We start from the raw sequence: 25,087 nt of genomic DNA, 5'->3' as shown, positions 1-25,087 counted from the left end.
TATAGCTCCGCCTTACAAGGTTTCGTAGTAATCGCGAATGTGTTGTGTTTCGCGATAGCCTGTTGTTTTTTCATTTTTCTTCTCATCAGCTTGGACAACTTCGGCATGTACAGCCGTTGTTGCGCCCGCCGCAACAGCACCAGCAGCCACAGTCAGACCAATGTTTTTCAACAATTGGCGACGGCTTTGATCGGGTTTATTGTGCTCACTCATAAAAGCTAGCTCCTTTATCTTGTTCCTGTATTCACTAAGTAGCGGTCAGGAATCACTTTTTATTGCTAAATTTTTCTTAATCAAACAACTAGCCGCTTAAACATCAACGCAATCTAGTTGTGACGTCGTAACAGAAAACAAATTAGGTTGATTTTAGTTCACTTCAACAAAACGTGTTTTTTCGATGGTCAGGAATTGCAGTGCCAATTCACCAACAGCGCTATAAAACACAGCACTATTAGCTGATTTCATATCTAGGCACAGGCGTTCAAACCAAGCCGCAATGTGGCGATTAAAAAACGTTTTCTGCAAATGCGCATCACCCGATTCCACCAGCATAGCCATAACTTCAAGCAAAGCGGCAATGTGATCTTCAGGTTCTTTAACTGACTCATCTCGGGCAAAACCCAATTGAGCAAGATCACGACGAAGGTGAGCCAGAGGCATTTCCATCAATGATCCCGTCAGGTACCAACAACCGTAAGGAACAATTTCTCCACGGCCAATGCCGATAAACAGATCTTGATACTCTTCTTCTACCGAAAGCACAGATGTTTTCTGAGCTGCCAATTTAAGAACAGGCCAAGCACCGGCCATACCTGCAGACGCATTAGCATTGGCATCAACATCCAATTCGCTCAGCCAAGCAAGTACCTCTTGATCAGGGGCACAACGCAGCAAACGAGCTAACAGGGCGTAAATATCAACGCGCAGTACACTTTCTTCTTGTGTGTTCATTTGAGGAGATTCCAATTGCATGTCTTACACTCTTAGCTGGCTTTCTGGATCGTCAATAACTGATGAGAAAATATCTCGTACACGACAGTCTTCACACATTTGCAATCGACGAATTGCATCGCCTTGGAAATGTGAGTGACCTTGTAACTTTTCAGTTAGCATTTTCACCATAGAAGCCGGTGCAAAAGCTTTACCACAACTGGTACAGCAAGCAGCCTCTTCTTCATGAACGGTTTTCGCTTCCTGACGTGCTTTCTGATCCCATGAAATACCAGGAACCAGAGAAATCACTTTTTCAGGACACGCTTTTTCACACATACCACATTGAACACAGTCTTGTTCAATGAATAGCAATCCTGGACGATCACCAATTGCATGCAATGCACGAGTTGGACAAACCGCAACACAGCTCATGCACAATGTGCAATCTTCCGTACGACAATCTACCGAACCATAAGGTGCATTCTCTACAACATCTGAACGCGCAGGTTTTTCAGGCGCATTAGCGTAAAGGGCATCAAGAACCGTAAAGAGTTTGGCTCGCTTATCCCCTTCTAGGCGGTTTTCCATTGTTAGCAATGCATCGTCAAACGCGGTAAAACGCTCGGCGTCTGCAAAATCAAACAATGTAATCCGTGAAGCATCAAAGCCAAGATCCCCCAGCAATGTTTGCGCAGTTGCCAATTCATTGCGAAGTACACGATCAATCGTTTCAGGAATATAAGACGTATTCGTAGCCAGAAGCACCTGATGCGCACCGTAAGCCAATGCACTAAACCAAGTATCAATACCCACAGTCGCCAATTCTTCCAGAGCGACTGGAATCACAGATGATGGGAAATGAGCCAAAGCACTACAAACAGCAGCTTCATCGCGATTACCGAAGAACAACAATGTCGGTGCTTCACCACCCTCTTGTTGATAACGGGTCAGCAAACGATGAACGAAATGCTGAGTATTTTCCGGATCAGGTAATGCATATGTAATGGCTTCTGTCGGACAAGCTGTTGCACATGTACCCACGCCTTGACAAAGGTATGGATTAATATCAATAGCATGGCCGTTACTGGTCAATGCACCAGCAGGACAAGCATCCAAACAACGATCACAACCTGATACGCCACGAGATGAATGGGCACAAAGATCTGGATTCAGACGGAAATACTTAGGTTTATCAAACGTACCGATCATAGCCGGTAGTTCTTCAATAACCGTCGCCAGTTTCGCTTTACTTGCACCGATGGCGTAATAACCAGGCGCTGGGATTTCAACATCCATAACGCCGTCGGCGGTCAGATCAACGATCAAATCAAAACAATCGCGACCAATAGCCACTTTTGCCAGATTGGCCTTTGTCAGCATGCCTTCTACTTCACATGTTGCCTCAAAGGCACCAAGGTAACCTTTTAGTGCAACATGACTCGCGAAATAAAGATTGTCACGCTTCTCACTGTTTTCTGCTTTTTCTGTGGCAAGTAGGGTTACCGAATTCAAAGCGGAAAATTGTGGAGCCAGTGTTGTAATAGCGTCTTCTGCACCAATGATCAGCAAATTACCACGGCTTTCATAAGAAACCGTAGGTGGGATCAGGTTCGCAAGCTCAACTGTCCCTTTCAGGGCAGCCAAACGAGCCTGACCATTGCGGTCATCAATTGCAGTCTGTGCTTCTAGTGTACTATTTAACATTCTTATTCCTGTCTACTCGTCACCGCAAGTCAGTGCCGATTGAAACGAATTCTTTTTAAAGTAACTTTTCAGGTACTTAGAAAAAACTTTCGCTTCGTACTCAGTAATAGAGCAATAACCGTTCCAACTTTTTACGGAATAAAATGACCTATAGGGAGCTAAAATAACTAAGAGACATTTTGCCTTAACCGATTAGGGACAATTTGTCCCAGTCAATTTTGCGTCATGCGCCAAAATGTCCCGTCTTTTTTTATGGGTATTATTCCCTTTTTGTCCCATTGTCTGTTTTTTCTGCGCTTCGAGTGAAGGCGGCCTTACTAAACTTATTATTTTTCATTAGCCTATTGGCTTTATCCGCCTTGCTGTCACGCCAATCTCTGCGTTATGCGGATTTACCTGTTGGTGTGGCACGCTCTTCATCAGAGAAATGTTCACTGGCCACCTCAGTAGCATCTGACTGCACAAGAGTATTTGCAGACTGTTCAGCCTCATACACACTCAGATCAGACGGCATAGCAATGCCAGATTCTATTTCTGATGCCAATGCACCCTGTCCACCAGCCAACGCTGTATCGGCTTTGCCCTCGCCTTCTAGCATCGACTCCACATTTTCCACAGCCTCATTAACCCAATTACGCAATTGGGCTGTCACCTTGCTATCTAGCACAGGAACATTTGAAAAGTCCTCGGTGTGATCGTCCATATCACTGACATAGTTAAACTCATCAGAATGGAACAATTTACGAAGTGCTGCTTTCTTTACAGACTTCTCAACACCCTTCTTCATGAAATCTGTCACGCCAGACTCATAACTCACGGCGGCTACATCTGCCAAAGTCAGCGCCGGAGTCTCAGTCTCGCAATCAGAGGCCTCATCTACGGTAGGCTCAGAACGGTGAACAGCATCGCTATGCGCTATAACCTCGTTATCAGCTGAATTATCAACAACCTGTAATGCCGATTCTTCCGTTTCAATAACTGGCTCAATATCCTTATTTTCTTCCCTTGCCTGTAGCTTTCGGCTTGACCAACGCTGGAAGAAATTAGTTGCCACTAGAACGCCCCTTTCTGTTCTTGTCTCTACAACGATTCTTACGGAATTCTATCTGTTCGCCATGCCGGCCAATATAAGCCTCCATCCATGCCTGAACCTGAATTGGTGTTTGGATATGCAGGACTTGGTAGTCACCGTCCATATAACCGCTGGCCAGTCCTTGGGATGCGGTGATCAACAATGGCGATAACTGCTCGTTTTCCTCTTCACACACAATGAAAAGGTGCGGGTCACGAGAGCTAAGATTAAAGCGGTAATCAGAGCGTTCATGGCGATACAACTCCAGAGGTAGAACATAGCCTCCCTCCACGGCAGCCAATGACTCTTTCTCCTCTTCACCATACAAGCAAACGTCTTCAATCGACCAAGACAGTGTTGTCCAGCGACCAATCTTTTTTTCTTCAGAAACCAACCGGAAACCAATAGGCCAAATCGATTCATCTTTATGTAGTTCTGGCACGCTCGCTCCTTCTCTCTGGAAATGACGCAACATAGATGCAAAGACCACGCCAACTTTCTACGAATTGAAAAAATTGGAACGATGTTTGCTTACCTAACACCATGCCATCAAGTCGGCATCAGCGACAAATGCAAATCAAGGTGGTGCATTTATGAGATTAGCCCCCTTCTAGCATTTCGCGAATGTAGGCTTGAGACCCTATGGCCATTGTCGACATTGCTGAGTTCTCATCTCCACAAACCACCAGCACGACTTTGCCCTAATCTGGGTTACCCTTATATGTCAGTCTGTAAAAGCAGGAATTCTTTAATGAACCAATTGCCGAAGATCATTAAGACCCAATCGTCCGTCAAGCAAACCATGACCGTAGAAGTGATGGATGAATATGGCGACATGATGGAAAAAGAAATCGCCTGCGAGCACCCGCTAACGGTTTACCTCAACTGGATTGAAGTTGTTACCCTAATGACCCTGGGTGAGCGCCCTTCCGCTTTAGTGCTGGGTTACCTAAAGAACCAAGGGTTTATCGAAGATATCTCCGCCATCGAGTCACTTATCATTGACTGGGATACCAATTCCGCCGCCGTGATCACCCGCGAAAATACGGAAGGCGTCAAAAAGCAGCTAGAAAAGAAGACGGTGACATCTGGCTGCGGTCAGGGCACGATGTTTGGCAACGTCATGAAAAAACTTGAAGGGATCAGTCTTCCTACGCCGACAATTCCCCAGTCTCAGCTTTACGGCCTATTGGAATCCCTCACTCATCATAACGACACCTACAAGGCTGCAGGCGCAGTTCACGGGTGTGCTGTCTGCAAAGGAACCGAAATCCTCTCGTTTGTCGAAGATGTTGGCCGTCACAATGCCGTTGATACGCTGGCAGGCGAAATGTGGCTAAATGGCGAGACAGGGTCCGACAAGATTTTCTATACCACAGGTCGCCTGACGTCTGAGATGGTGATCAAAGTCGCCCAGATGGGAATTCCAGTGCTTCTTTCTCGTTCTGGCGCAACTCAAATGGGCTATGAACTGGCACAAAAGCTTGGCATTACCATGATTGCCCGTGCCAAGGGTCATCGTTTCCAGATCTACAACGGCAAGGAAAACCTGATCCTCGATGTGAAAGGCGGCACAAACAACCACCAGCTTGATGATAGCCATAAGCCTACCCACAAAGGTGATACCGACTCTAGGAAAAAGGCTTAAACCATGACGCAGGAAAATAACCAGACGATGCCCAATACCGTGCCCAATGCATTTCCCGAGTTCATGAATGCCAAGCAAGTTGCCGAGTACCTGGATCTCAATGAAAAGAAAGTTTACGCCCTGGCGAATGACGGCTTGCTGCCTGCAACCAAAGTGACGGGGAAATGGCTGTTCCCCAAAGCGATGCTCGACAAATGGCTGCTTGAGTCTTGCCATAATGGCGCCATGAACGATCGGCTGTTGATTGCCGGATCCGATGATCCTCTGCTTCAGCTCATTATTGGCGACATTGCCAATAAAATCGGCAGTACAGCAATGGTTGGCTATACCTCGACAGGAACCCGTCAAGGACTGGCGATGCTCAGTAAGGGCCACGTTGATATGTGCGCAATTCATTGGGGTCATGCTCACGAAGCCCCTTTGCGCCATCCTGCGCTTGTCCAGCAATATTCAGGGCACCGTAACTGGGTTCTCATTCATGCTTTTGAGCGTCAGCAAGGACTGGTTGTGTCGCAGGAAATCGCAGAGTGCGTCAATAACCGTTCACTGATGCCCCAAGAGCTGATCGCTGCACGCTGGCGCTGGGCGTTACGCCAAGAAGGTGCAGGCAGTATGCGTGCCCTCTCCGAGTGGCTGCACAATCATGCCTATACCATCGATATGCTAAACCATGTCGATACTTGCAATAGCGAACGAGAGCTCGCTTCTATGATTGCCCGCGGACAGGCCGATGTTGGCTGTGCAAGCCAAAGTACCGCGGGTGAGTTCGGGTTAGGGTTCATTCCCTTGTGTACCGAAGCCTTTGAGCTGGTGATCCCGAAGAACATCTATTTTAGAACGCTACAACAACAGCTGCTAAGTGCATTAACCGATCCTCTTGTACAGGCCAAAGGTGACCAACTAGGCGGCTATAATTTCGAACGTACCGGACAACAAGTCTGGAGCGCTAACTGATCCTCAACTGATACCTAGCAGCATTTCCTTCAACGGCCAAACGTCAGTCTCCCTGACGTTTGGTCGTTACCTACAAACGCCCTAATACCTAATAAATAAAACGTACCCAACGCTCATTTCATCTTTTTATCCGAGTTATCCGAAAAGCTAATTTGATTGCATATTTTTATAGCCATCGCTATACACCCAGCGAGGAATACCATCATTTGCAATTACATAGACAAATCACAAGCCAATTTGCTATCAAATAAATAAAAAACAAAATCTAACGCTGCAAAACACTAGCAAAAGCAGCAGAGCATGCCGAGAAGAAATAGAAAAACCTATTAACAACAAGGTTTAATCCCCTTTATACCCTCTTAAATGCCTTTTTCAGCAAGGCAGGAAGCACAGTATTTTAACATCTGGCAGCCTCACGCATGAGATGCAAACTGGTCACTATTGACTATGTTGATGATTGAACAGAAGCAAATCATCGAGACAAGTCGCAAAAACAAATATGAACATAAAGACATATTGCCGATATTTCTCACTGGTCAGATGTGAAAGCTGTAACAGATGTTGAATTTATGTGAGCAAATACTCTAATTGGAGAAATTCCCTTTAGGAATCTTGAACGGGAGCACATTTTGACTGGTTTTACTTTGAGTCACTGTGCGACAAGATGCACACTAAAGTTGGTCATCAGACCAGTAAATTACTCTGCACATGAATGTCTAATACCGCGTAAGGAGTGGTCATGAATTATTTCATTACCGGCGCAACTGGATTTATCGGTTCTCAGTTACTGCAAAGGCTGGCTAAGCGTCCTGGGGATATCTACCTTCTCACCTATGATCAACTGTCTGAAGATAGGCTCTCCGCACTAATCGAAAAGCACCAACTACCCAAAAACAAATTTCATTGCATCAAGGGCTCAATTACCGAACCTAACCTCGGTATTTCAGCCGAAGATACAAAGAGACTGACTGGAAAAATCACCCACTTCTTCCATCTTGCTGCCATCTATGACTTGACAGCGAGTGAAGAAGACATGATGCGTGCCAATATCGACGGCACCGAGTACACTCTGCGTTTTGCCGAGCGTATCAATGCAGGTTGCTTCCACTACTTCAGCTCAATCGCTGTTGCCGGACAATTCCGTGGCTGGTTCCGCGAAGACATGCTCAACGAAGCGACTGGGCTTGAGCATCCCTACTTCGCCACCAAGCACAACGCCGAAAAATTGCTGCAAGAAACCGCAACCATTCCTTGGCGTGCTTACCGTCCAGGTATCGTAATCGGTGATTCCAAGACTGGCCTCGCCGATCGTATCGACGGCCCGTACTATTTCTTCAAGGTCATTCAGAAAATTCGTCGTGCGCTCCCTGAGTGGGCTCCGCTACTCGGCCTCGAAGGCGGACGCCTGAATCTGGTTCCGGTGGATTATGTTGCCGATGCAATTGACCATATCTCTCACAAGGAAAACCTCGACAATCAATGTTTCCATATTGTCGACCCTGACCCTTACCGGGCTGGTGAAGTCATCAATATCTTTGCCGAAGCAGGTCACGCACCGCGTATGGCAATGCGCCTTGATATGCGTGTTTTCCGTATGGTGCCTTCACATCTATGGAGCCAACTTGGCCAGATCCCTGTCCTCAAACGCTTTATTGATGCCATCAGCCAAGAGATGGATGTCCCTAAAGACGCGATGAGCTTCTTTAACTACCCAACCCAATTTGATTGCACGAATACCTTGAACGCCTTGTCAGACAGCCAGATCACCTGTCCTCGTCTGCCTGATTATGCCGATAAGATTTGGGATTACTGGGAGCGCAACCTAGACCCTGAGCTATACGTAGAAAAAAGCCTTAAAGGCTGTGTTGACGGGAAAGTCGTTGTGATCACCGGCGCATCATCAGGTATCGGCTATACGACGGCAATTAAACTTGCCTCTACCAAAGCCAAACTGGTGCTTGTTGCCCGCGACCTTGAACGCCTGCAACAAACCCGCAATGAAATAGAACGTCTTGGCGGCCAAGCATTTATTTATCAAAGCGATCTCAGCAAAGATGAATCTGCGCAAAAAGCCATTGAACAAATTAAGCGTGATCACGGCAAAGTCGATATTTTGATCAACAATGCAGGCCGTTCTATTCGCCGCTCGGTCAGCAAAGCCACTGACCGCCTGCACGATTACGAACGTACCATGCAGATTAACTACTTCGGCTCGCTACGCATGATCCTCGGCAACCTGCCTGAAATGATTGAGGCCAAACAGGGCCATATCATCAACATTTCGTCGATTGCCGTGTTGACCAACCAACCGCTGTTCTCAGCCTATGCCGCCTCTAAGTCCGCACTGGATACCTTCACCCGTACAGCCAGTATCGAGCTAGGTGGTCAGGGCATTAATTTCACGACGATTAACATGCCGCTGGTTGAAACTCGCATGATCTCCGAGCATTACCGCCATGAGGGGGGCATCCCGCTGCTCAGCCCAGAAGAAGCCGCTGATCTCATTATCAAGGCTATCATCGAGAAGCCGAAGCGTATTGCAACCAAACTCGGCCTGCTCGGCGCCTTCGTTCACGGCGTCTACCCTAAACTCGGTGAACTGCTGATGGCAACAGGTTATAACCCTGACCACGGTAACGCCGATGAAGGTGAAGACAGCGAGCGCAAAGAGCCAACTGCAGACGTGGTTGCTTTGAATAGCATCATGCGCGAAATACACATGTAAGGAGCAGATCATGCAAGTTACAGCGATACATGACTACAAAGAAGACCTTGATACCCTGCTCCGGTATTTCAGCGAAGAAGCGCTGATCATCGACAAATACACCAAGCTCGGTGGCAAGCAGGTCAAGGTAGTTGGGCTGGAAGAAACCGAAGACGGCTTTACCGTCACCACCCAACGAGAAATGCCGGCTAATGTTCCACGTGTCCTCAAAAGTTTGCTGGGCAGCTTCAACACCATCAAACAAGATGAAACGTGGCGCTGGCAAGAAAACGGTGGCCTCCAGTGCAATTTCGATGTCGAAATTCTTGGGGTACCGGCAAAAATTCGCGGCAAGATGTGCTTTACCGAGCCGACGGATCGTCCGAATATCGCCACCGTCAACAAGGTCTATGTCGATGTCGATTCATCGGTTCCTTTGGTGGGCGGCACGCTGGTGTCTTTCATCTGTACAGATATCAAAGAACAAATGCAGGCAGAATATGCGTTTCTTTGCCAATCACTCCCTAAGCTGATTGCAGAAGAAGCCTAAACGCCGTGTGGCAGTGGACGATAAGGCCGGAGCATCGCATGCTCCGGATGTCGACCTCTGCCATTACGTTGGTTCACCATGTACAAGGAAAGCACGATGAAAACCAAAGACAGGATCTTATCGGTTAGCCTAGAACTGTTTAACCGCGACGGCGTCGCCCAGGTCAGCACTCTGATCATTGCGACAGAGATGGGGATCAGCCCGGGCAACCTGTACTACCACTTCCGCGGCAAGGATGAAATTATTGCCACGCTGGTTAGCGAATTGCAGAATTCACTGACAACCTTGAGCAACGAATATGCCGACAAAGTCAAAGATTTTGATGACTACTGGCCATTCATGCACACGGTGATGGCGCTATTCACCCACTACCGCTTTTTGTTCCGTAACTTAGACAACCTCAATGGCCACAATCCTCAGATCAAACGCAAAATTCGCACCTTGATTCTGAAGTTACGCCATATGTGCAATGAAATGCTCAAGCATTTGGTTGTTCTGGGTAAATTGAAATGCGACAGCGAGAGTCTCCCGCTTCTCGCTGATAACCTACTGCTGGTCAGCCTCAATTGGCTAAATTACCAAACACTGCTTGATGACCATTACAGCGAAAGCGAACTGGTGCGCTCAGGGGTACTTCGATTGATCTCAATGGTAGAGCCCTACCTGGCCGAGAGCGCAACTTCGCCTTTCTTTACCCATGAAGATTTGGTGAAAGAGCTGGTAACCTAAGCCACTCGCCCAAAAAATAAATATCAACAAGAAGCCATAAACCAAACAGCCTGCAGATGCAGGCTGTTTCTTTTGGCGTTGATTTAATACCGCTACACTAGCACGGATAATCTTCGTCTAGCACTCGGCACCTTGTAGGCGAAGCCGGTCTTTTTCTGCTTTGGTAAGCTTGGAAGCCACCAGCTTGTAAGAGCGCGATGCCAGATCCTCCAGCATAGGAGCAGGTACATCGCCAGCGAGCTCGACAGTGATCCAATGCTGCTTATTCATATGGTAACCCGGAATAATCCCCTCAAACTGGCTAACCAGCAGTGAGTTATCAACCGGCATGCCTTTTAGCGTGACTCGCATTTTACCTTTATGCTCAGCCACCAGCGCGAACATCTTACCCATCACCTTGAATACCTCGGCATCCGGGCCAAACGGATAGCTACTTTCCGCAGAAGGAAACGAAAGCAAATACTCGACCATTGTCTTAGGCTGCATAATAAAAACCCTGTGAATGAATACACTCAAGATCTGATTTTTACCACAGATGCACCCAACACGAAATTCTCTTGCCCCCAGAGTGCTTTCAATAACCCAATTCAGATGTAGATCGGAAGGTTATTGCAACGCAAACATGAGGGGCTAAGAAAGCATGAGGTTCCAAGACAACAAGAACTATTAAGGCAAGACTTGCCTGCTCTTAACAACAATTCACAGGCAACAGACTATTACGAACACGAGACATTAAAAACGGAGCAGGACATTTAGCAAATTTGCAGATCACAAAGACAATTCTTCGCAAAGTTAGCATTGCATTCGTAGAACAAAACTAACTCGCCCGCTTGGTATCAACCGCCTTCGCTTGCTTGAATTTCTCTGCAACAAACGCTGTCATCAACTTGATCGCCTCTCTCGCCTCATTCAGTTGATAAAACAGCGGATAGACATGCGGGACACCTTTGACAATATGAACCGTGACATCGTTTCCGGCTTCTCCCATTCGTTCCGCAAGATGGATAGCATCATCCATCAAAAGCTCTTCTGTGCCCGCAGTAATGAAGACCGGCGGTAAATCATGATGATCGGCATAGTAAGGTGAAATATCTGGGATACAAGGATTCTGCAAACCAATGTAGTTGTTACGCATTAACAGCAAAGTACCAAGATCAAAAAACGGATCATCCTTGCTCTTCAAAAATGCCGATTCCCCTGTAACCGCCATATCAGAGACCGGCGACATCATCAAAGCACCAGCAGGCATCGGTAGCTTGGCTTCTCGCAAACGCAGCATAGTAGTGAGAACCAAGTTGCCACCCGCTGAATCGCCCGCAAAGAAGATATTTTGAGGAAGGTACCCTTTCACCAACAAAGCGCGATAAACGGCGTAACAGTCATCAGGAGCGGCAGGATATGGGTTTTCAGGGGCCAGTCGGTAATTGACCATCAAACCACGAGAGTTTGTCGCACCGGCTAGGCGGGCAAGAAAGGCATTATGAATACGGGGGCTATGAAAACAAAAACCTCCGCCATGAAAATACAGGATTATTTTGTTGCCACTACTCGTTGGCATGTCAACCCAGTCACAATCGACATCGGCAAACTTGGTTGGCGTGACTTCCATTCCCTTCGGAGCCGAAATAAACGGCCCGTAATTGTCGATAGACAAAATCAAGCTGCGCATTTCTTCCGTTGAATGGCAATTTGCCAATCTCTGCCGCATGATCCGAAACAAAACCTTGTTGAAAGCCCTATTACGCCAACTATCCATAACCGCCACCTGTGTTACAATTCATTTACAAACTTAGAATTAAACTATGCATTTGGTCAATACCTATCAGAAAATGAATTATCTATTTTCGGTAAAAATACACCAACTTCTGCCAAAAGAGACAAACATGCATGTTTTTATTCTTTTACAATCACGTGACATGTGGCTTTGAAGTCACGTCGTTAAAAACAGTAAAAGCTAAATGGCAAAAAAGTTGCGCGTGCATGGCCCACGCGCAACCTAAACGGTATCACCACCTGCAGACTGGAATTAAGGCAGTAACACCCCAGAGCTACTTATTGTCTGGCTGGCTTAGAACGTAGCTCTGTATTGGCAGTTACTCTGCGGCTGCCAATTTCTCTACAGCATGGGTCAGCTTGTCAATTTTCTCATCCATACGCTCAAGCTTTTCACGATCAACCCCGCTTAGGCGGTAGAACAAATCATTCATACCCGCTTCCACTTCTTCAGAGGCTTTTTCGCTATTACGACCAATGCATTCTTTGGCCTGTACTTCTACTTCCTTACCACGCTCAACCAACTCGTCGAACAATTGGTTAGTTTTGTCATTAAGCTGTTGCGCTTCTTCTAGGCTGCGGCTGTACAAACCCAAACCTGCCAACCAGATGTTACGTGCAACACCTTCCCCGCTTTCAACGACATTCTTGGCCGCTTTTACTACTGTATTGTCACTCATATTCATATCCCCCTGCGTCGCTACGCTGGATTAATGTGTCAGCCCATTTACCGCATAGGTAAGGTGGGTATTCCTCAGCTCTTAAACCGCGATACGGTGCGAGCAATTAATTAGTTGTTTCTTTCTTAACTTCTGCCGCTACTGCTGGCTTTGCCGCTTCAACAGGTTTTGCAACCTCTTTCTGCTCAACCTTAACAGGCTGTGCTACCACTGCTTTTTCAGCCTCAGGTTTTACCGCATCGTTCTTTGGAGCGTCATTCTTTGGTGGTACAGGCTGTGCCGCTTTCACATTTTTACGGCGAGCAACACTTGCTTTTTTCGCCACAGGCTTGCGAACCGGCGTCTTGCCACTTTCTTGAGCTGCTTTTTGCTTCTCTAGCAGCACTTCAATACTGGCAGTGAGTTGATCAATCTTGTCGTCTACGCGATCCAAGCGTTCATTATCGATACCGATACATTTCTGAACCATGCTGTGCATGCGCTCTTCGATGGCTACCGATGTTTGGCTGCGTGATGCATGCACACGCTCCTTGGTCTTGGATTCCAGCGCACGGCCACGTTCGATCAATTCATCGAATAGACTTTTGCCTTTGTCTGATAATTGGTTTACTTCCTCACGACTCTTTGCATAAGCCCCAAGGCCAGCCAACCAAATGTTATAAACCATGGCATCACGAATTTGCTCTTTCTTCGGCTCTGCCTTGTTGATGATTCCCATTGCAGTCCCCTCCATTCATTCACATTCCCAGGCGCTTGATTTACCTAGTCAATCTGTCATTTGTTATAGTTAATGTACGATTTTCGATTAGAATCCTCTCCCTAAATCCCATAAATATCGTGCTCTGGATCAAATTTTAACGCTCTCACCACCAACGCTCTCCAGTAACGAAAACAAACCTTTAATATCAACAAGTTAAACACGTAGGTAAAATCATGGACAAAAAAAAGAGGCCCAAAGGCCTCAATAAAACATGGGTTTTTAACTAAACCAAAAGAGAATTTCTGTTATTGCCCAGCCCGTTGGCTGCACACTTACGCTTTTTATTCAATGAACGTCAGCCCACCAGCAACAATTGATCCAACCGTTCACTGATATTCTGCTCTATTGCTCCAGCAAAAAGACTGGCGGCAAAGCCAAGCTGAAGTTGAATGGTGATCTTACCTTCTTCTGCATGCAGATAGCCTTTCGCCGAAGCATGGTTAATGTGCAAGCGATTCTCTTGCCATACCCAACTTAAGCCAAATTCCTGCTCCAGCTCCCCGGCAATTTTCTCAGTAAGACTCGTAATATCTTGCTGATCTTTATCATGATGTCGTTCGATATAAATTGTCACAAGCTATCCCACAATATCATCCACAAATTAGTGCTTTTACTCAGTCACTATTTATTAACATATATTCATAGTTATGGGATTTCTGTGGCAAAGATCCAACTATTAGTAATTTGATAGGTTACTGCGGCCCTCATTAACTCCATTTTGTGGAGGATGAAACACTAACGGATACGCCTTAGTACAGTTGATATCACTATCGCCGTGCCCGCAACCAATTGTGCCCCCTTGACTGCCCGCTCATACGGACTGTTTTCTACTGAACCAACCAGAGCCCCACAAATCAACCCCAAACCTGCCAGTTTCACAACCGGATTCAGCGCACTAACGGTGATATAGCCACCAGCAACGGTAACCAATAACCGCTGTAACTGCGTACACTCCTTCGTCAGGCCATGCGCTTCACGAACGAATTGCTCGCAATTTTGGCTAAACAAATTATAACGACGCCCTATTTGGCTCAGGGCATAATCCAGAGCCTGACCTGGATCTCGGCCTTGTATGTCGCTCAACACAATTTGCCGACCTTCCGAGAACTCCGCCTCTGTTTCGCGAGTGACTTGCCGCCACTTTTTGGAATTATGCACCACATAACCGTGGCCATCCGCCATGCCATAATGCCAATACGTACTACAGCGCACTTTAACTACCGTACCCGGTGCATAATGGGTCATCACACTCTTCCCGATTAATGTTCAGTCTATTTTTAAGGCTAGATCAATTTCACAGTTGCGCGATTCTGTCCTTTTCAGCATTGCGATAAGGTTATGCCACGATCTCATGTTGAATACATAACTCATCTAACATGTTGTTTTATTGATTTAATTCTCTTATAGCTGAACGCATTATCAAGTGAACACCTTGTAATAAACGGGTTTGCCACTGGGCTCATTACCACGATTTGGCTCATTTACTGCTACGCTTTTATGAATGGTCAAAATAATGACAAAACAAAAAGCAAATATTTCATAGCTGTATTGTATTTATGAATAAAATTATTATTAGCGCTATTATCTTGATGTTACTAAGCGGTTGTCAGTCTACTAAAGTGTCAGAGCCTGTTGCGGCAACCAACACCCCCGAGCCTTTAACAATGGACCTGGATCTCTCCTGCTCCATCAGCCCGGAGAGCTTCAAGGGAACATTTATTGCCACAGATTCTATCGAACGCCTTCCTATTGAAAATAGCCACGATGCGCCAAGTTTATGGGATCTCATGGTTAAAGATTTTCAGTTTAGCCAACAGAGCAATGGCCGTATCAACTACTATCGCCGCTGGTATATCAATAACCCCTATCATATTGAGCAAGTCACCCAACGTGCTGAACCTTTCCTTTTCTATATCTACCAACAGGTAGATGCTCGCGATTTTCCGATTGAAATCGCCTTGCTACCCTTCGTTGAAAGTAGCTTCGATCAATTTGCCTTCTCATCGAAAGGGGCATCCGGGCTATGGCAAATCACAGCCCCAACAGGCAGAACCTTCGGGCTAAATATTATTCGTGGCTATGACGGACGCAGAGACATCGTCCAATCAACCGATGCGGCTCTGGATCTACTGGCTTATCTACATGACAAATTCGATGGAAACTGGCTTCATGCCATCGCCGCGTACAACACCGGGGAAGGAAGGGTCAAAAAAGCCATCAAGAAAAACAAAAAGGCAGGTCGGTCGACAGAGTTCTGGGCATTGGAGTTACCAAAAGAAACTCGGATGTATGTGCCAAAACTCCTTGCTATGGCAGAAATCGTCGCCAAACGTCATCAACTCAATCTCCCTTTTTCCGACATCAAAGCACATACGGTTATTGAACCCGTCATCGTAAAAAATAAAATTAAATTAAAAACGATTGCCCAACATTCAGGAGTACCCAGCAAAATGCTATACCAGCTCAATCCCGGTTACACCGCAGGGGTAACTCACAGCAAAGGTGACAATTATATTTTACTGCCATCCGCGAATATCACTGAGTTCTATGCCAACAGCCACGAATCCCGATATGCGAAAGAAAAATTCACCGTTTATGACATCAAACACGGAGATTCACTCAATGAACTGGCATGGCTGAACAATATCTCCGTTGATGAAATTAAACAGCTCAACCGACTCAATGATTCATTCATTCGGGTTGGCCAAAAATTACTCCTTCCGCCATCGCAATAGCCCTGTAGCCAACTCCCATTATGATCGGTTACACCGTCTTTTAACTTAGATTATGACACTATTATGAATAGTGTTCAGTTAGTCACATTTCCGAACACGCCTCAAAACAATTCACTTTTTCCAGTTCTTCCGAAACGTTTTTTGATCTATTCTTAATTATGCTAATTCACTGAATTTTATTATTTCTGTCATAAAAGGATCATATATGCAGCATCAAGAAATGATTAACCCTAATCACTGTGGCATCATCACACGTACGGTTCTCACTGCCCTTGGCGCAATGTTCATCGGCCTAATCCTCATGTAGCAGGCAATACAACAGATAAGCAGACTATGATTATTCAATATCAATCTGTCATCACACTGCAGCATTAAAAAAGGCATGACTCTCATCATGCCTTTTTATTTGCTATCTCAGCCCCAAATCTCGACCACTAAATAGCTTCAAGCTCAAGTGTATCAATTTTATCCCCTAGGGCTTTTTCTGGTAAGAAAACTGAAAATGTCGAGCCTTCGCCTAGCTGTGATTCAACGGTAATTTCACCACCGATACTGGTGATAATCCCCTGGCTCACCGACAGGCCAAGCCCAGTACCACTTCGTCGGGTGGTAAAAAACGGATCGAATATTCGCTTAAGGTTCTCGTCACTAATACCACAGCCATGATCGCTAATCATTACCACGGCCCCCAGTACTTCTCCTTGCTCTCCAATCCAATCGGCTGTTTTTACCACCAGCCGTCCCGAATCATCCATCGCATGAACCCCATTCATCATCAGGTTCACCAATACTTGCAACAACTGATGGCGGTTTACCTCTACGCTGCAACGAGCCTCAAGGTGAGCGTCAATCACAACATCGTACTTTTTAGTACCGGTTCTGACCAACGTCAGGCTTTCCTCGACAATCGGATTGAGATGCTGCCAGGTGATCTCGTCCTGAACGCCCCCTTGGCGACTGTATTGGAGCAGACTGCGGGTTATATTGCGTATGCGGTCAATCTGCTCGTGAATTGCATCCAACTCTTCCCTTACCCGCTCGGTATCCTCTCCCAACTCATACTGAAGTAATTCCACGTTGCCGAGAATCACAGCCGTCGGGTTATTGATTTCATGGGCAATACCTGCGGTAAGCTCACCCAATGCCGCCAACTTTTCACTGTTCACCAACTTGCTACGAGCCAAGTTAAGCAGCTTAATATGCTGTTCCAACTCTTCGGTTTTCTCGCGCAAGCTATGAGTTCGGTCCTTAACTTTATCTTCTAGTTCCAAAGAGGCTTGCTTGATTGTCTCATTGCGCTGGTGGAGCTGATCAAGCATGGTATCAAACTGCTGACCGAGTATTTGCAACTCATGCCCATCGGTTAAATCCAAACAACCGATACGACGGTCAAGCCCCAGCTTCACTGCCATCACCACTTGGTGCATTCGCTCGATAGGCCTGAACAAATCCCGCGAGCCGCGATAAACGATCCCTCCGGAAATCAATAGCACAGCCACGATACCAAAACCTAGCTCTATAATATTAGTCAGATAGATTTTGATCATCGGCCACTCTAAATACCCGGTATAGAGCATGCCGATAATATCGCCTTCTTGATTTTTCAACGGCTCATAGGCTGAGACATACCAATCATCATACACAAAGGCACGGTTAACCCAGGTCTCTCCGTCTTCAAGTACCAATTGATGAACATCTGGCGACACTCTGGTACCGATAGCACGCCCATTAAGCTGACGACTATCCAGCGGCACATTGGTACTGACCCGGATATCATCCATAAACAGGGTAACCGTTCCGATCGACCCTTTGGGCAAGGTATTAGAGGCGTAGACTAAATCGCGGATCCGATCCACCAGCCGCGTACTGTTATTAAGTAGCATGCCACCGTCGACAATCCACTGAAGCTGGCCCTCTTCGTTAAAGATCGGCAACAAACTTCGACTCACCAAACCCCGAGTGATGATCCCCGGCTCGTTGAGCAGCGGGATCTGGGCTCGAATCGGCAAATCCGAATTCAATTTACCAAGCTGATACCCTTCCAAGGTCTGGAAAAATGTCTGTTCAGTTCCTTGGGTCAGCAACCGTCGGCTCGATTTGGAAAATTCCCCTAACGCCGAGGCCGGATGCACTGCCACGAAATCCAAGTCGTAATGCTTTGCCTGCTGGTGGGCCCAATCAATCAACTCGCTTTCGTTATTCCGAAGCAACATCTGGAAATCATAAGATTCAACCAAGGCATGCAATTGCATCCGCTGTTCTTTTTGCAGCAATTCCATGCTGTGATGGGCAACCGCCAGATCGGCCCGGACATTCATCAAGGCGCTCTGCCAGGTATAACGCACGGTCCAGTACATAGTCAGCGCAATCAAGGCCAGCAAAGTGATAATGATCGGCACCGAGGTCAACATCAAAAGACGATAACGAACCATAGTGCGAAAACGCCGGATCCACATCAGAATAAACTGCTTCACAGACATGCCCTATTCTTCCGGCGACAATTCAGATTCATCAGCCCACTCCTTGAATTTTCGCTCAAGGGTCTTGCGTGCCACGCCAAGCTGACGGGCAGCTGCTGACTTATTACCACAGTTGTAATCCACTACCTGCATAATGTGCGCCTTTTCCACCTCTTTTAGAGGCCATTCGCTCGGATAACAGAAAATAACCTCGTCACTGTCATGTTCGTGACAGCGGCATGGCCGATCGTCATCGCTATAATTTGATAATGGCAAAGATTGAGATACGCCTGCCTCTTGGGCCTCACTCTCTTCTGCTTTTACCGCCGAATTGGCATCACTGCTTGCTTCCCACTGCGTGACACCGTCACCTAGTTCGCGCCAATAGTCCGCAGGCGGTTTACCCAACAGCAAACAGCGTTCCATCATATTACGCAGCTCACGAATATTACCCGGCCAATCGTATGCCTGCATCGCTGCAATATCTTCATGGGTCCAATTGACTGGCTGTACCCCTAATTCTTTGGAAAGTTGTACCGTAAAGTGATGAGCCAAAGCAGGGATATCTTCTAGTCTGTTTCGCAGTGCCGGCATATCGATGGTGAGCACATTGAGTCGATAGTACAAATCTCGGCGGAAGCGCCCTTCTTCGACTTCTTTTTTAAGATTGCGGTTCGTCGCTGCCACAATACGGACATCGACCTGAACCTCACGCTCCGAGCCAACCGGACGAATCGCCTTCTGCTCAAGGGCGCGCAGCAAAGAGGATTGCATCGACAATGGCATTTCGCCAATTTCATCGAGGAACAAGGTTCCGTTATTGGCAACCCGGAACAGTCCCTCACGGCCTTTCTTTGCTCCGGTAAACGCTCCTGAAACATGGCCGAACAATTCGCTCTCCAGCAGATCTGGAGCAATCGCCCCGCAGTTTAATGGTACAAACGGCCCGCTCCGCTGACTGAGCTGATGCAGCGCACGGGCAACCAACTCTTTCCCGGTCCCAGACTCACCTTCCACCAATACTGCAGCCAATGACGGTGCAAGCTGGCCAATAATCTTCTTTAATCTCAATGTACTTTGCGCATCACCAATAATATCTATCGGATAGGTACGCTCAACGTCACGCTGCAAGGCAAAATTCTGGCGTTCCATTAAACGGCGTTCAATACAGCGCTGCACCGACTGCATCATCTGATCAAGATTGAAAGGCTTGAGAATGAAATCAGATGCCCCCGCACGCAACGCTTTAATCGCAGTATCCAAATCCGCATAACCCGTCATGAAAATCACATCACTACGGCGGGTACTCGGATCAAAAGCTTCGTGCCATTCAATACCGGAACGTCCTGGTAAGTTGATATCAACAATCAACAGATCAAAGTGACAACGTTTCCTGAGCTCTTCGGCTTCTTCAATACTGCCGGCGACATCGACCTGAGCAAACTGTTTACTAAGCGCTTTTTTCAATATGGCTCGCATCCCCGGCTCGTCATCAACAACAAGCACGGAAACGGCAGACCAAGAGTTCACGGTATTTTCAGACATAAATTGTATGTTCACTTAAGAAATCTGTGCGACATTTTGTCTCACAGTCATAATCCCTGTCAAAATTGTTTGCAAAAGATTCCGCCTACGTCATAACAATATGTATTTATATTGTTTATAATCATTAATTTAAATGCCTTTCAGCTATCACTACAGGCATCACCTTTAAAGTTGGCGCGGTATTTGCTTATGGATGCTCGATGATGGCGCAACTGTGCGCTTTTTCTTTTAATAGCTATAAATGACTAACCGTCAGGAAGACCTATGAAATTTATAAAAACAACAATTGCAGTTTTGGCACTAGTATCAGCGACAGCATTGCATGCCGCTGAAGATATGACTGTACGCTTGGCGACCACTACCAGCACATACCACTCTGGTTTGCTAGATTACCTACTACCTGAATTTAAGAAAGATACAGGTTACACCGTTGAAGTTCTGGCGGCAGGTACAGGCAAATCTCTACGTATGGGTGAAAACGGCGATGTGGATCTAGTTATGACCCACGCACCAAAAGCTGAGGCCGTTTTCGTTGAGAAAGGTTTTGGTGTTCTGCCTCGTAAACTGATGCACAATGACTTTGTGCTGGTTGGCCCTAAAGCGGATCCAGCCCACATCGACGGTATGACTGATGTTGCCAAAGCTCTAACAACTATCGCCAAAGAAGATGAAGGCTTTGTATCTCGCGGTGACGATTCTGGTACCCACAAGAAAGAGCTAAACCTGTGGGCTCAGGCGAAAATCGAACCTCATTTCACTAACTACAAAGCCGTTGGCCAAGGTATGGGTCCAACATTGAACATGGCATCTGAACTGCAGGCTTACACCCTGACTGACCGCGGTACTTGGCTGGCCTACCAAAACAAGCTTGACCTGAAAATCGTTTTGCAGGGCGACCAACGCCTATTCAACCCTTACCAGGTGATTCTTGTTAACCCTAGCCGTTACCCAGACATCAACTACCAGGGTGCTAAAGTATTCAGCGACTGGTTGGTAAACGCCAAAGCACAACACCTAATCAACGATTACAAGCGACACGGCGAGCAGCTGTTTGTTGCGGATGCTATTGCTCAATAAATGGATATATGGCAAACCACACACCAGGCGATCCAACTGCTGTTTAGCGGGGATACCGCTCTTTGGGGGATCGTCGGTGTTTCATTCTCGGTTTCATTGCTGGCAATAGCGATTGTGCTATTGCCTTCAATGCTGATCGGCTTTGCCCTCGCCTACGGGAAATTCCCGGGGCGATGGCTTATTTTATCTTTGTTCAACACCTTCCAGTCTATTCCAACTGTAGTGATCGGTCTGCTGCTCTATATGCTGCTTTCACGTGCCGGCCCACTCGGTGACTGGAAACTTCTGTTTACCCAGCAAGCGATGATCCTCGGTCAGATTCTGATCTGTTTTCCCATTCTTGTCTCTATGATGCACGCCGCTTTTCAAAACAGTGACCGTCGCGCCTGGGAAACCTCACTCACTCTCGGAGCCAGCCTGCCTCGGGCCTTCATGAGCCTGATGTGGGAAAGCCGCTTTCCGCTGCTTGCCGCTGTCGTCACCTCATTCAGCCGAATCATTACCGAGGTCGGTTGTTCTATGATGGTGGGTGGAAATATTTTAAACTCTACCCGAAATATTCCGACGGCCATTGCACTGGAAAGCTCCAAAGGCGCATTCGCCCAGGGGGTAGCATTAGGGATGGTACTGCTGGTATTGGCATTGGGACTAAACTTCATCTTATCTGTCGCACATGGCAAGGCCCATTTGCGTACTAACTAAGCGGGAATTTTGATGACTCAACTCTCGATACAAGCCAATGATTTGTCTGTTCGGTTTAAAGAGCGGCTGCTGTTTCACATCCCGCACTTGGTACTTGGCCCCAAAGATGCCATCTACCTTACCGGCGACAATGGCGTGGGAAAAACCACCCTGCTCAAAGTGCTGAGCGGATTGCAAAAGCCATCAACCGGCGATATTAACCTAAGCCATAACTCGTGGATCCGCCGTTTGTTCTGTGCCCAAAGCAACAGCGGCGTCATTTACATGCACCAAACACCGTATATGTTCGACGGCAGTGTATTGGATAATGTGTGTTATGGCCTAAAGTTCTCTCTTCGTGATCGCCGAAAGCGCCGCACCGAGGCAATCAATGCCCTGCGGATGGTCGGACTTGAAACGCTGGCAGACGAACATATCTCGGTGTTATCTGGCGGTGAACGCCAGCGGGTTGCTATGGCGCGCGCATGGGTTCTGAACCCAAGCGTGCTACTGATGGATGAATCCAGCGCCAGCCTTGATCAGGAATCTATAGAGCGTATGGTGGTATTATGCAAAGACCTACTTGCGCGCGGTACCAGTTTGGTGATCACCAGCCATCAGAAAAATGCCCTTACCGAACTTTGCCGTCGGCAATGGACAATTACAGATTCGCAATTGATTGAACGCGCCACACTTCAACTTGTAGACGGGGACAACGACACCTATGCCTACGCCTGAACAAACCCATTGGGTTATCCTTGCCGGCGGGCAAGCCAGCCGAATGGGCGGCAACGATAAAGGGCTGGTCACACTGGCCGGCCAAGCCATGATCGAACACGTTATTGGCATCCTCAAGCCGCAAACCAACAACATAACGATAAACGCCAACCGCAATCAGGAAACATACCAGCAGTATGCCCCTGTCTTTGGCGATCATATCCAAAACTACCCCGGCCCACTTGGCGGTATGCATGCAGCCTTACATCACATTGATAGTGAATGGATTGGCTTTGTTCCATGTGACTGCCCGCAGCTTCCCTATGATCTAGTTGATCGAATGAGCCGGGCCTGCGATGAAACAACAGACATCGCCGTTGCCCATGATGGCGACCACATCCAGCCCGTTGTTACCCTGGTCAACCGCCGTATTCTGCCAAAACTCGAACAATTCCTTGCAGACGGTGACCGAAAGATTATTTTGCTATATCGTCAATGCAACATGATCACGGTTGATTTTAGCGATCAGCCCAATGCATTCGTGAACCTCAATACTCCAGAAGAACTAGAAAAATTCGGACAAGCGCTATGAGCCAAATTACTGCAAACCTCCCGCTTCTTGGCTTTGCAGCCTGGAGCGGCACCGGCAAAACTACCCTACTCGAAGCCATGCTGCCTAAACTGGTCGAGCGTGGCATTCGCGTTGCTGTAATCAAACATGCCCACCACAATTTCGATATCGATAAAGAAGGCAAAGACAGCTACCGCCTGCGCAAAGCCGGGGCGAACCAGATGCTTATCTCTTCTCGTTACCGCAGCGCAATGGTTACGGAAACGCCCGAGCAAGAAGCAACACTGCCGCAACTCATTAATCAGCTCGACCAAACCCAGCTCGACCTTATCTTGGTTGAAGGATTCAAAAAAATCGATTTTCCTAAAATCGAACTGCACCGCGACGAAATCGGCAAGCCTTGGCTCTTCCCTGAAGACAGCAACATCATTGCCGTTGCCAGCGACAGCCAAGCACAAACCGAACTGCCTACACTAGATATCAATGATCTGGATGCGATTACTGAGTTTGTCATCAACTTCGCCAAGTCCCCAAGCCAACAACAAGAGACATTGAGCTGCAGTGACCTGGACCCGTCTGGCATGCTGTCCGTCGAACAGGGCCGCGCACAGATATTGGCACAAATCGTCGCACCAACCACCAAGGTAACCGTTGATCTGAAAGCCGCATTGGGACAAATTGTCGCAGACGATATTCTTTCACCGGTTAATGTGCCTCAGCACACCAACTCAGCGATGGACGGCTATGCCATTCGCGGCGATGACCTCGACCGCAACAGCTACCAGGTTGTCGGCCAAGTGATGGCAGGTCATAGCTATGACGCCCCACTGGAGCAAGGCCAAGCGGTTAGAATTATGACCGGAGCCCCTGTTCCCGACAATGCCGATACGGTCATTATGCGTGAACAAGCACAACAAGACGGTGACACCGTCACGTTTGACCTTACCATGGGAGCTATTCGCCAAGGGCAAAACGTCCGTCAGGCCGGTGAAGATCTGGCTATCGGCCAAGCTGCCGTCAATGCAGGCAGCCTAATCACCGCTCCTGAGCTGGGTATGATTGCCTCGCTAGGCTTGCCATCGGTTTCTGTTCGCCCACAACTGAAAGTGGCCATCTTCTCAACAGGGGATGAAGTCCAGCACCCTGGCGAAGCCCAAAAACAAAACTGCATTTACGACTCCAACCGCTACACCCTGCATGCCATGCTTAGCAAAGTAGGCTGTGAGGTCGTCGATTTGGGTATTATCGAAGATAACGAGGCGTCACTTGAAGCAACGCTAAAGACAGCCAGTGAACAAGCCGACGTGATTTTGTCATCCGGTGGTGTCTCGGTCGGTGATGCTGATTACATCAAGACCATCCTCAACAAGCTGGGCCAAATCAACTTCTGGCGCATCAATATGCGTCCGGGCCGCCCACTCGCCTTTGGCCAAATCAACAACAAACCATTCTTTGGCCTACCCGGCAACCCTGTCGCGGTTATGGTGGCCTTCTTGCAATTTGTCGAACCCGCTCTGCGCAAGATGCAAGGTTACACCACTTGGCAGGCACCAGTTATGCTTGCGACGGCAACAGAAAAGTTGCGCTCTCGCCCAGGACGAACCGAGTACAGCCGAGGCTGCTACCAATTCGATGCCAATGGTCGCCTGACTGTTAGTGCGACAGGCAAGCAAGGCTCAGGCATTTTGCGCTCGATGAGTGAAGCAAATTGCCTGATTGAAATCCTACCTGAACAACCTAATGTCGAAATGGGTGGACAGGTCCGAGTTATCCCTCTCATCAATCGGATTTAGAT

General features: G+C 47.4%; 24 protein-coding genes. 11 read left to right on the top strand and 13 right to left on the bottom strand.

Translation table 11 applies throughout. From position 1 onward, the window contains the following. Positions 1-12: 12 nt before the first annotated feature. The 5 genes from ACSF8X_RS09640 to ACSF8X_RS09620 form a co-directional block, all read right to left on the bottom strand. Positions 13-213, bottom strand: coding sequence for a twin-arginine translocation signal domain-containing protein (locus ACSF8X_RS09640; protein WP_047878108.1), 201 nt, complete (start codon positions 211-213; stop codon positions 13-15). Positions 214-366: 153 nt separating this feature from the next. After that, complete coding sequence (locus tag ACSF8X_RS09635; protein ID WP_240478270.1) at positions 367-951, bottom strand: TorD/DmsD family molecular chaperone; 585 nt, start codon at positions 949-951, stop codon at positions 367-369. Between the two features lie 24 nt (positions 952-975). Further along, on the bottom strand, positions 976-2,637 hold the full coding sequence (locus tag ACSF8X_RS09630; protein ID WP_500849786.1) for a 4Fe-4S dicluster domain-containing protein: 1,662 nt from the start codon (positions 2,635-2,637) through the stop codon (positions 976-978). Between the two features lie 382 nt (positions 2,638-3,019). Next, entirely contained in the window at positions 3,020-3,691 is a 672-nt protein-coding gene (locus ACSF8X_RS09625; protein WP_053062399.1) for a DUF3306 domain-containing protein, read from the bottom strand. Next, positions 3,681-4,184: a DUF3305 domain-containing protein gene (locus tag ACSF8X_RS09620; RefSeq protein ID WP_047878105.1), complete on the bottom strand. Its 504-nt coding sequence runs from the start codon at positions 4,182-4,184 to the stop codon at positions 3,681-3,683. Before ACSF8X_RS09620 ends, ACSF8X_RS09625 begins: the two co-directional genes overlap by 11 nt. 276 nt (positions 4,185-4,460) lie before the next feature. Between ACSF8X_RS09620 and fdhD the strand changes: the two genes are divergently transcribed. The 5 genes from fdhD to ACSF8X_RS09595 all read left to right on the top strand — a co-directional run bounded on the left by fdhD (position 4,461) and on the right by ACSF8X_RS09595 (position 10,294). After that, positions 4,461-5,357, top strand: coding sequence for a formate dehydrogenase accessory sulfurtransferase FdhD (fdhD, locus tag ACSF8X_RS09615; protein ID WP_047878104.1), 897 nt, complete (start codon positions 4,461-4,463; stop codon positions 5,355-5,357). 3 nt (positions 5,358-5,360) lie between these two features. Next, a complete protein-coding gene (locus ACSF8X_RS09610) occupies positions 5,361-6,311 on the top strand; it encodes a substrate-binding domain-containing protein (protein WP_240478268.1) in 951 nt (316 codons plus the stop codon). A gap of 739 nt (positions 6,312-7,050) precedes the next feature. Next, on the top strand, positions 7,051-9,036 hold the full coding sequence (locus tag ACSF8X_RS09605) for an SDR family oxidoreductase (RefSeq protein ID WP_500849785.1): 1,986 nt from the start codon (positions 7,051-7,053) through the stop codon (positions 9,034-9,036). Positions 9,037-9,046: 10 nt separating this feature from the next. Then, complete coding sequence (locus ACSF8X_RS09600) at positions 9,047-9,565, top strand: DUF2505 domain-containing protein (RefSeq protein WP_047878102.1); 519 nt, start codon at positions 9,047-9,049, stop codon at positions 9,563-9,565. A gap of 96 nt (positions 9,566-9,661) precedes the next feature. Further along, on the top strand, positions 9,662-10,294 hold the full coding sequence (locus tag ACSF8X_RS09595; RefSeq protein WP_047878101.1) for a TetR/AcrR family transcriptional regulator: 633 nt from the start codon (positions 9,662-9,664) through the stop codon (positions 10,292-10,294). A 117-nt stretch (positions 10,295-10,411) separates the two neighbouring features. Here ACSF8X_RS09595 and ACSF8X_RS09590 read toward each other — a convergent pair whose 3' ends face one another. From ACSF8X_RS09590 to ACSF8X_RS09565, 6 genes are all read right to left on the bottom strand, one after another. Further along, positions 10,412-10,780: an MmcQ/YjbR family DNA-binding protein gene (locus ACSF8X_RS09590; RefSeq protein ID WP_500849784.1), complete on the bottom strand. Its 369-nt coding sequence runs from the start codon at positions 10,778-10,780 to the stop codon at positions 10,412-10,414. A 331-nt stretch (positions 10,781-11,111) separates the two neighbouring features. Beyond that, positions 11,112-12,050, bottom strand: a complete 939-nt coding sequence (locus tag ACSF8X_RS09585) for an alpha/beta hydrolase (protein ID WP_047878099.1) — start codon at positions 12,048-12,050, stop codon at positions 11,112-11,114. A gap of 337 nt (positions 12,051-12,387) precedes the next feature. Beyond that, complete coding sequence (locus ACSF8X_RS09580; protein WP_047878098.1) at positions 12,388-12,747, bottom strand: phasin family protein; 360 nt, start codon at positions 12,745-12,747, stop codon at positions 12,388-12,390. Positions 12,748-12,853: 106 nt separating this feature from the next. Continuing rightward, positions 12,854-13,465, bottom strand: a complete 612-nt coding sequence (locus ACSF8X_RS09575) for a phasin-related domain-containing protein (protein ID WP_084722180.1) — start codon at positions 13,463-13,465, stop codon at positions 12,854-12,856. Between the two features lie 337 nt (positions 13,466-13,802). Further along, the gene (locus ACSF8X_RS09570) at positions 13,803-14,081 is read right to left on the bottom strand and encodes a polyhydroxyalkanoic acid system family protein (protein ID WP_047878097.1); all 279 of its coding nucleotides are present in this window, start codon (positions 14,079-14,081) and stop codon (positions 13,803-13,805) included. A gap of 161 nt (positions 14,082-14,242) precedes the next feature. Next, positions 14,243-14,752 (bottom strand): lecithin retinol acyltransferase family protein, encoded by a 510-nt coding sequence (locus tag ACSF8X_RS09565; protein ID WP_500849783.1) that lies wholly within the window; start codon positions 14,750-14,752, stop codon positions 14,243-14,245. Positions 14,753-15,063: 311 nt separating this feature from the next. Between ACSF8X_RS09565 and ACSF8X_RS09560 the strand changes: the two genes are divergently transcribed. After that, positions 15,064-16,242, top strand: a complete 1,179-nt coding sequence (locus ACSF8X_RS09560) for a transglycosylase SLT domain-containing protein (protein ID WP_500849782.1) — start codon at positions 15,064-15,066, stop codon at positions 16,240-16,242. 434 nt (positions 16,243-16,676) lie between these two features. Here ACSF8X_RS09560 and ACSF8X_RS09555 read toward each other — a convergent pair whose 3' ends face one another. Further along, the gene (locus ACSF8X_RS09555) at positions 16,677-18,722 is read right to left on the bottom strand and encodes a sensor histidine kinase (protein WP_047878094.1); all 2,046 of its coding nucleotides are present in this window, start codon (positions 18,720-18,722) and stop codon (positions 16,677-16,679) included. 3 nt (positions 18,723-18,725) lie between these two features. Beyond that, positions 18,726-20,246, bottom strand: coding sequence for a sigma-54-dependent transcriptional regulator (locus tag ACSF8X_RS09550; protein ID WP_500849781.1), 1,521 nt, complete (start codon positions 20,244-20,246; stop codon positions 18,726-18,728). A 264-nt stretch (positions 20,247-20,510) separates the two neighbouring features. Here ACSF8X_RS09550 and ACSF8X_RS09545 point away from each other — a divergent pair, with 264 nt between their 5' ends. From ACSF8X_RS09545 to ACSF8X_RS09525, 5 genes are read left to right on the top strand one after another with little or no spacing between them, the layout of a single operon-like run. Then, positions 20,511-21,323, top strand: a complete 813-nt coding sequence (locus tag ACSF8X_RS09545) for an ABC transporter substrate-binding protein (RefSeq protein WP_047878092.1) — start codon at positions 20,511-20,513, stop codon at positions 21,321-21,323. Continuing rightward, a complete protein-coding gene (locus ACSF8X_RS09540) occupies positions 21,324-22,025 on the top strand; it encodes an ABC transporter permease (RefSeq protein WP_047878091.1) in 702 nt (233 codons plus the stop codon). Between the two features lie 12 nt (positions 22,026-22,037). Continuing rightward, entirely contained in the window at positions 22,038-22,742 is a 705-nt protein-coding gene (locus tag ACSF8X_RS09535; RefSeq protein ID WP_047878090.1) for an ATP-binding cassette domain-containing protein, read from the top strand. Next, positions 22,729-23,313: a molybdenum cofactor guanylyltransferase MobA gene (gene mobA / locus ACSF8X_RS09530; RefSeq protein WP_047878089.1), complete on the top strand. Its 585-nt coding sequence runs from the start codon at positions 22,729-22,731 to the stop codon at positions 23,311-23,313. The genes ACSF8X_RS09535 and mobA overlap by 14 nt, the downstream gene beginning before the upstream one ends. Then, entirely contained in the window at positions 23,310-25,085 is a 1,776-nt protein-coding gene (locus tag ACSF8X_RS09525) for a bifunctional molybdopterin-guanine dinucleotide biosynthesis adaptor protein MobB/molybdopterin molybdotransferase MoeA (RefSeq protein ID WP_500849780.1), read from the top strand. The genes mobA and ACSF8X_RS09525 overlap by 4 nt, the downstream gene beginning before the upstream one ends. The last annotated feature ends 2 nt before the right edge of the window (positions 25,086-25,087 follow it).

The sequence above is a fragment of the Photobacterium panuliri genome, from assembly GCF_059920555.1.
This window is presented reverse-complemented; position numbering and strand designations above follow the sequence as displayed.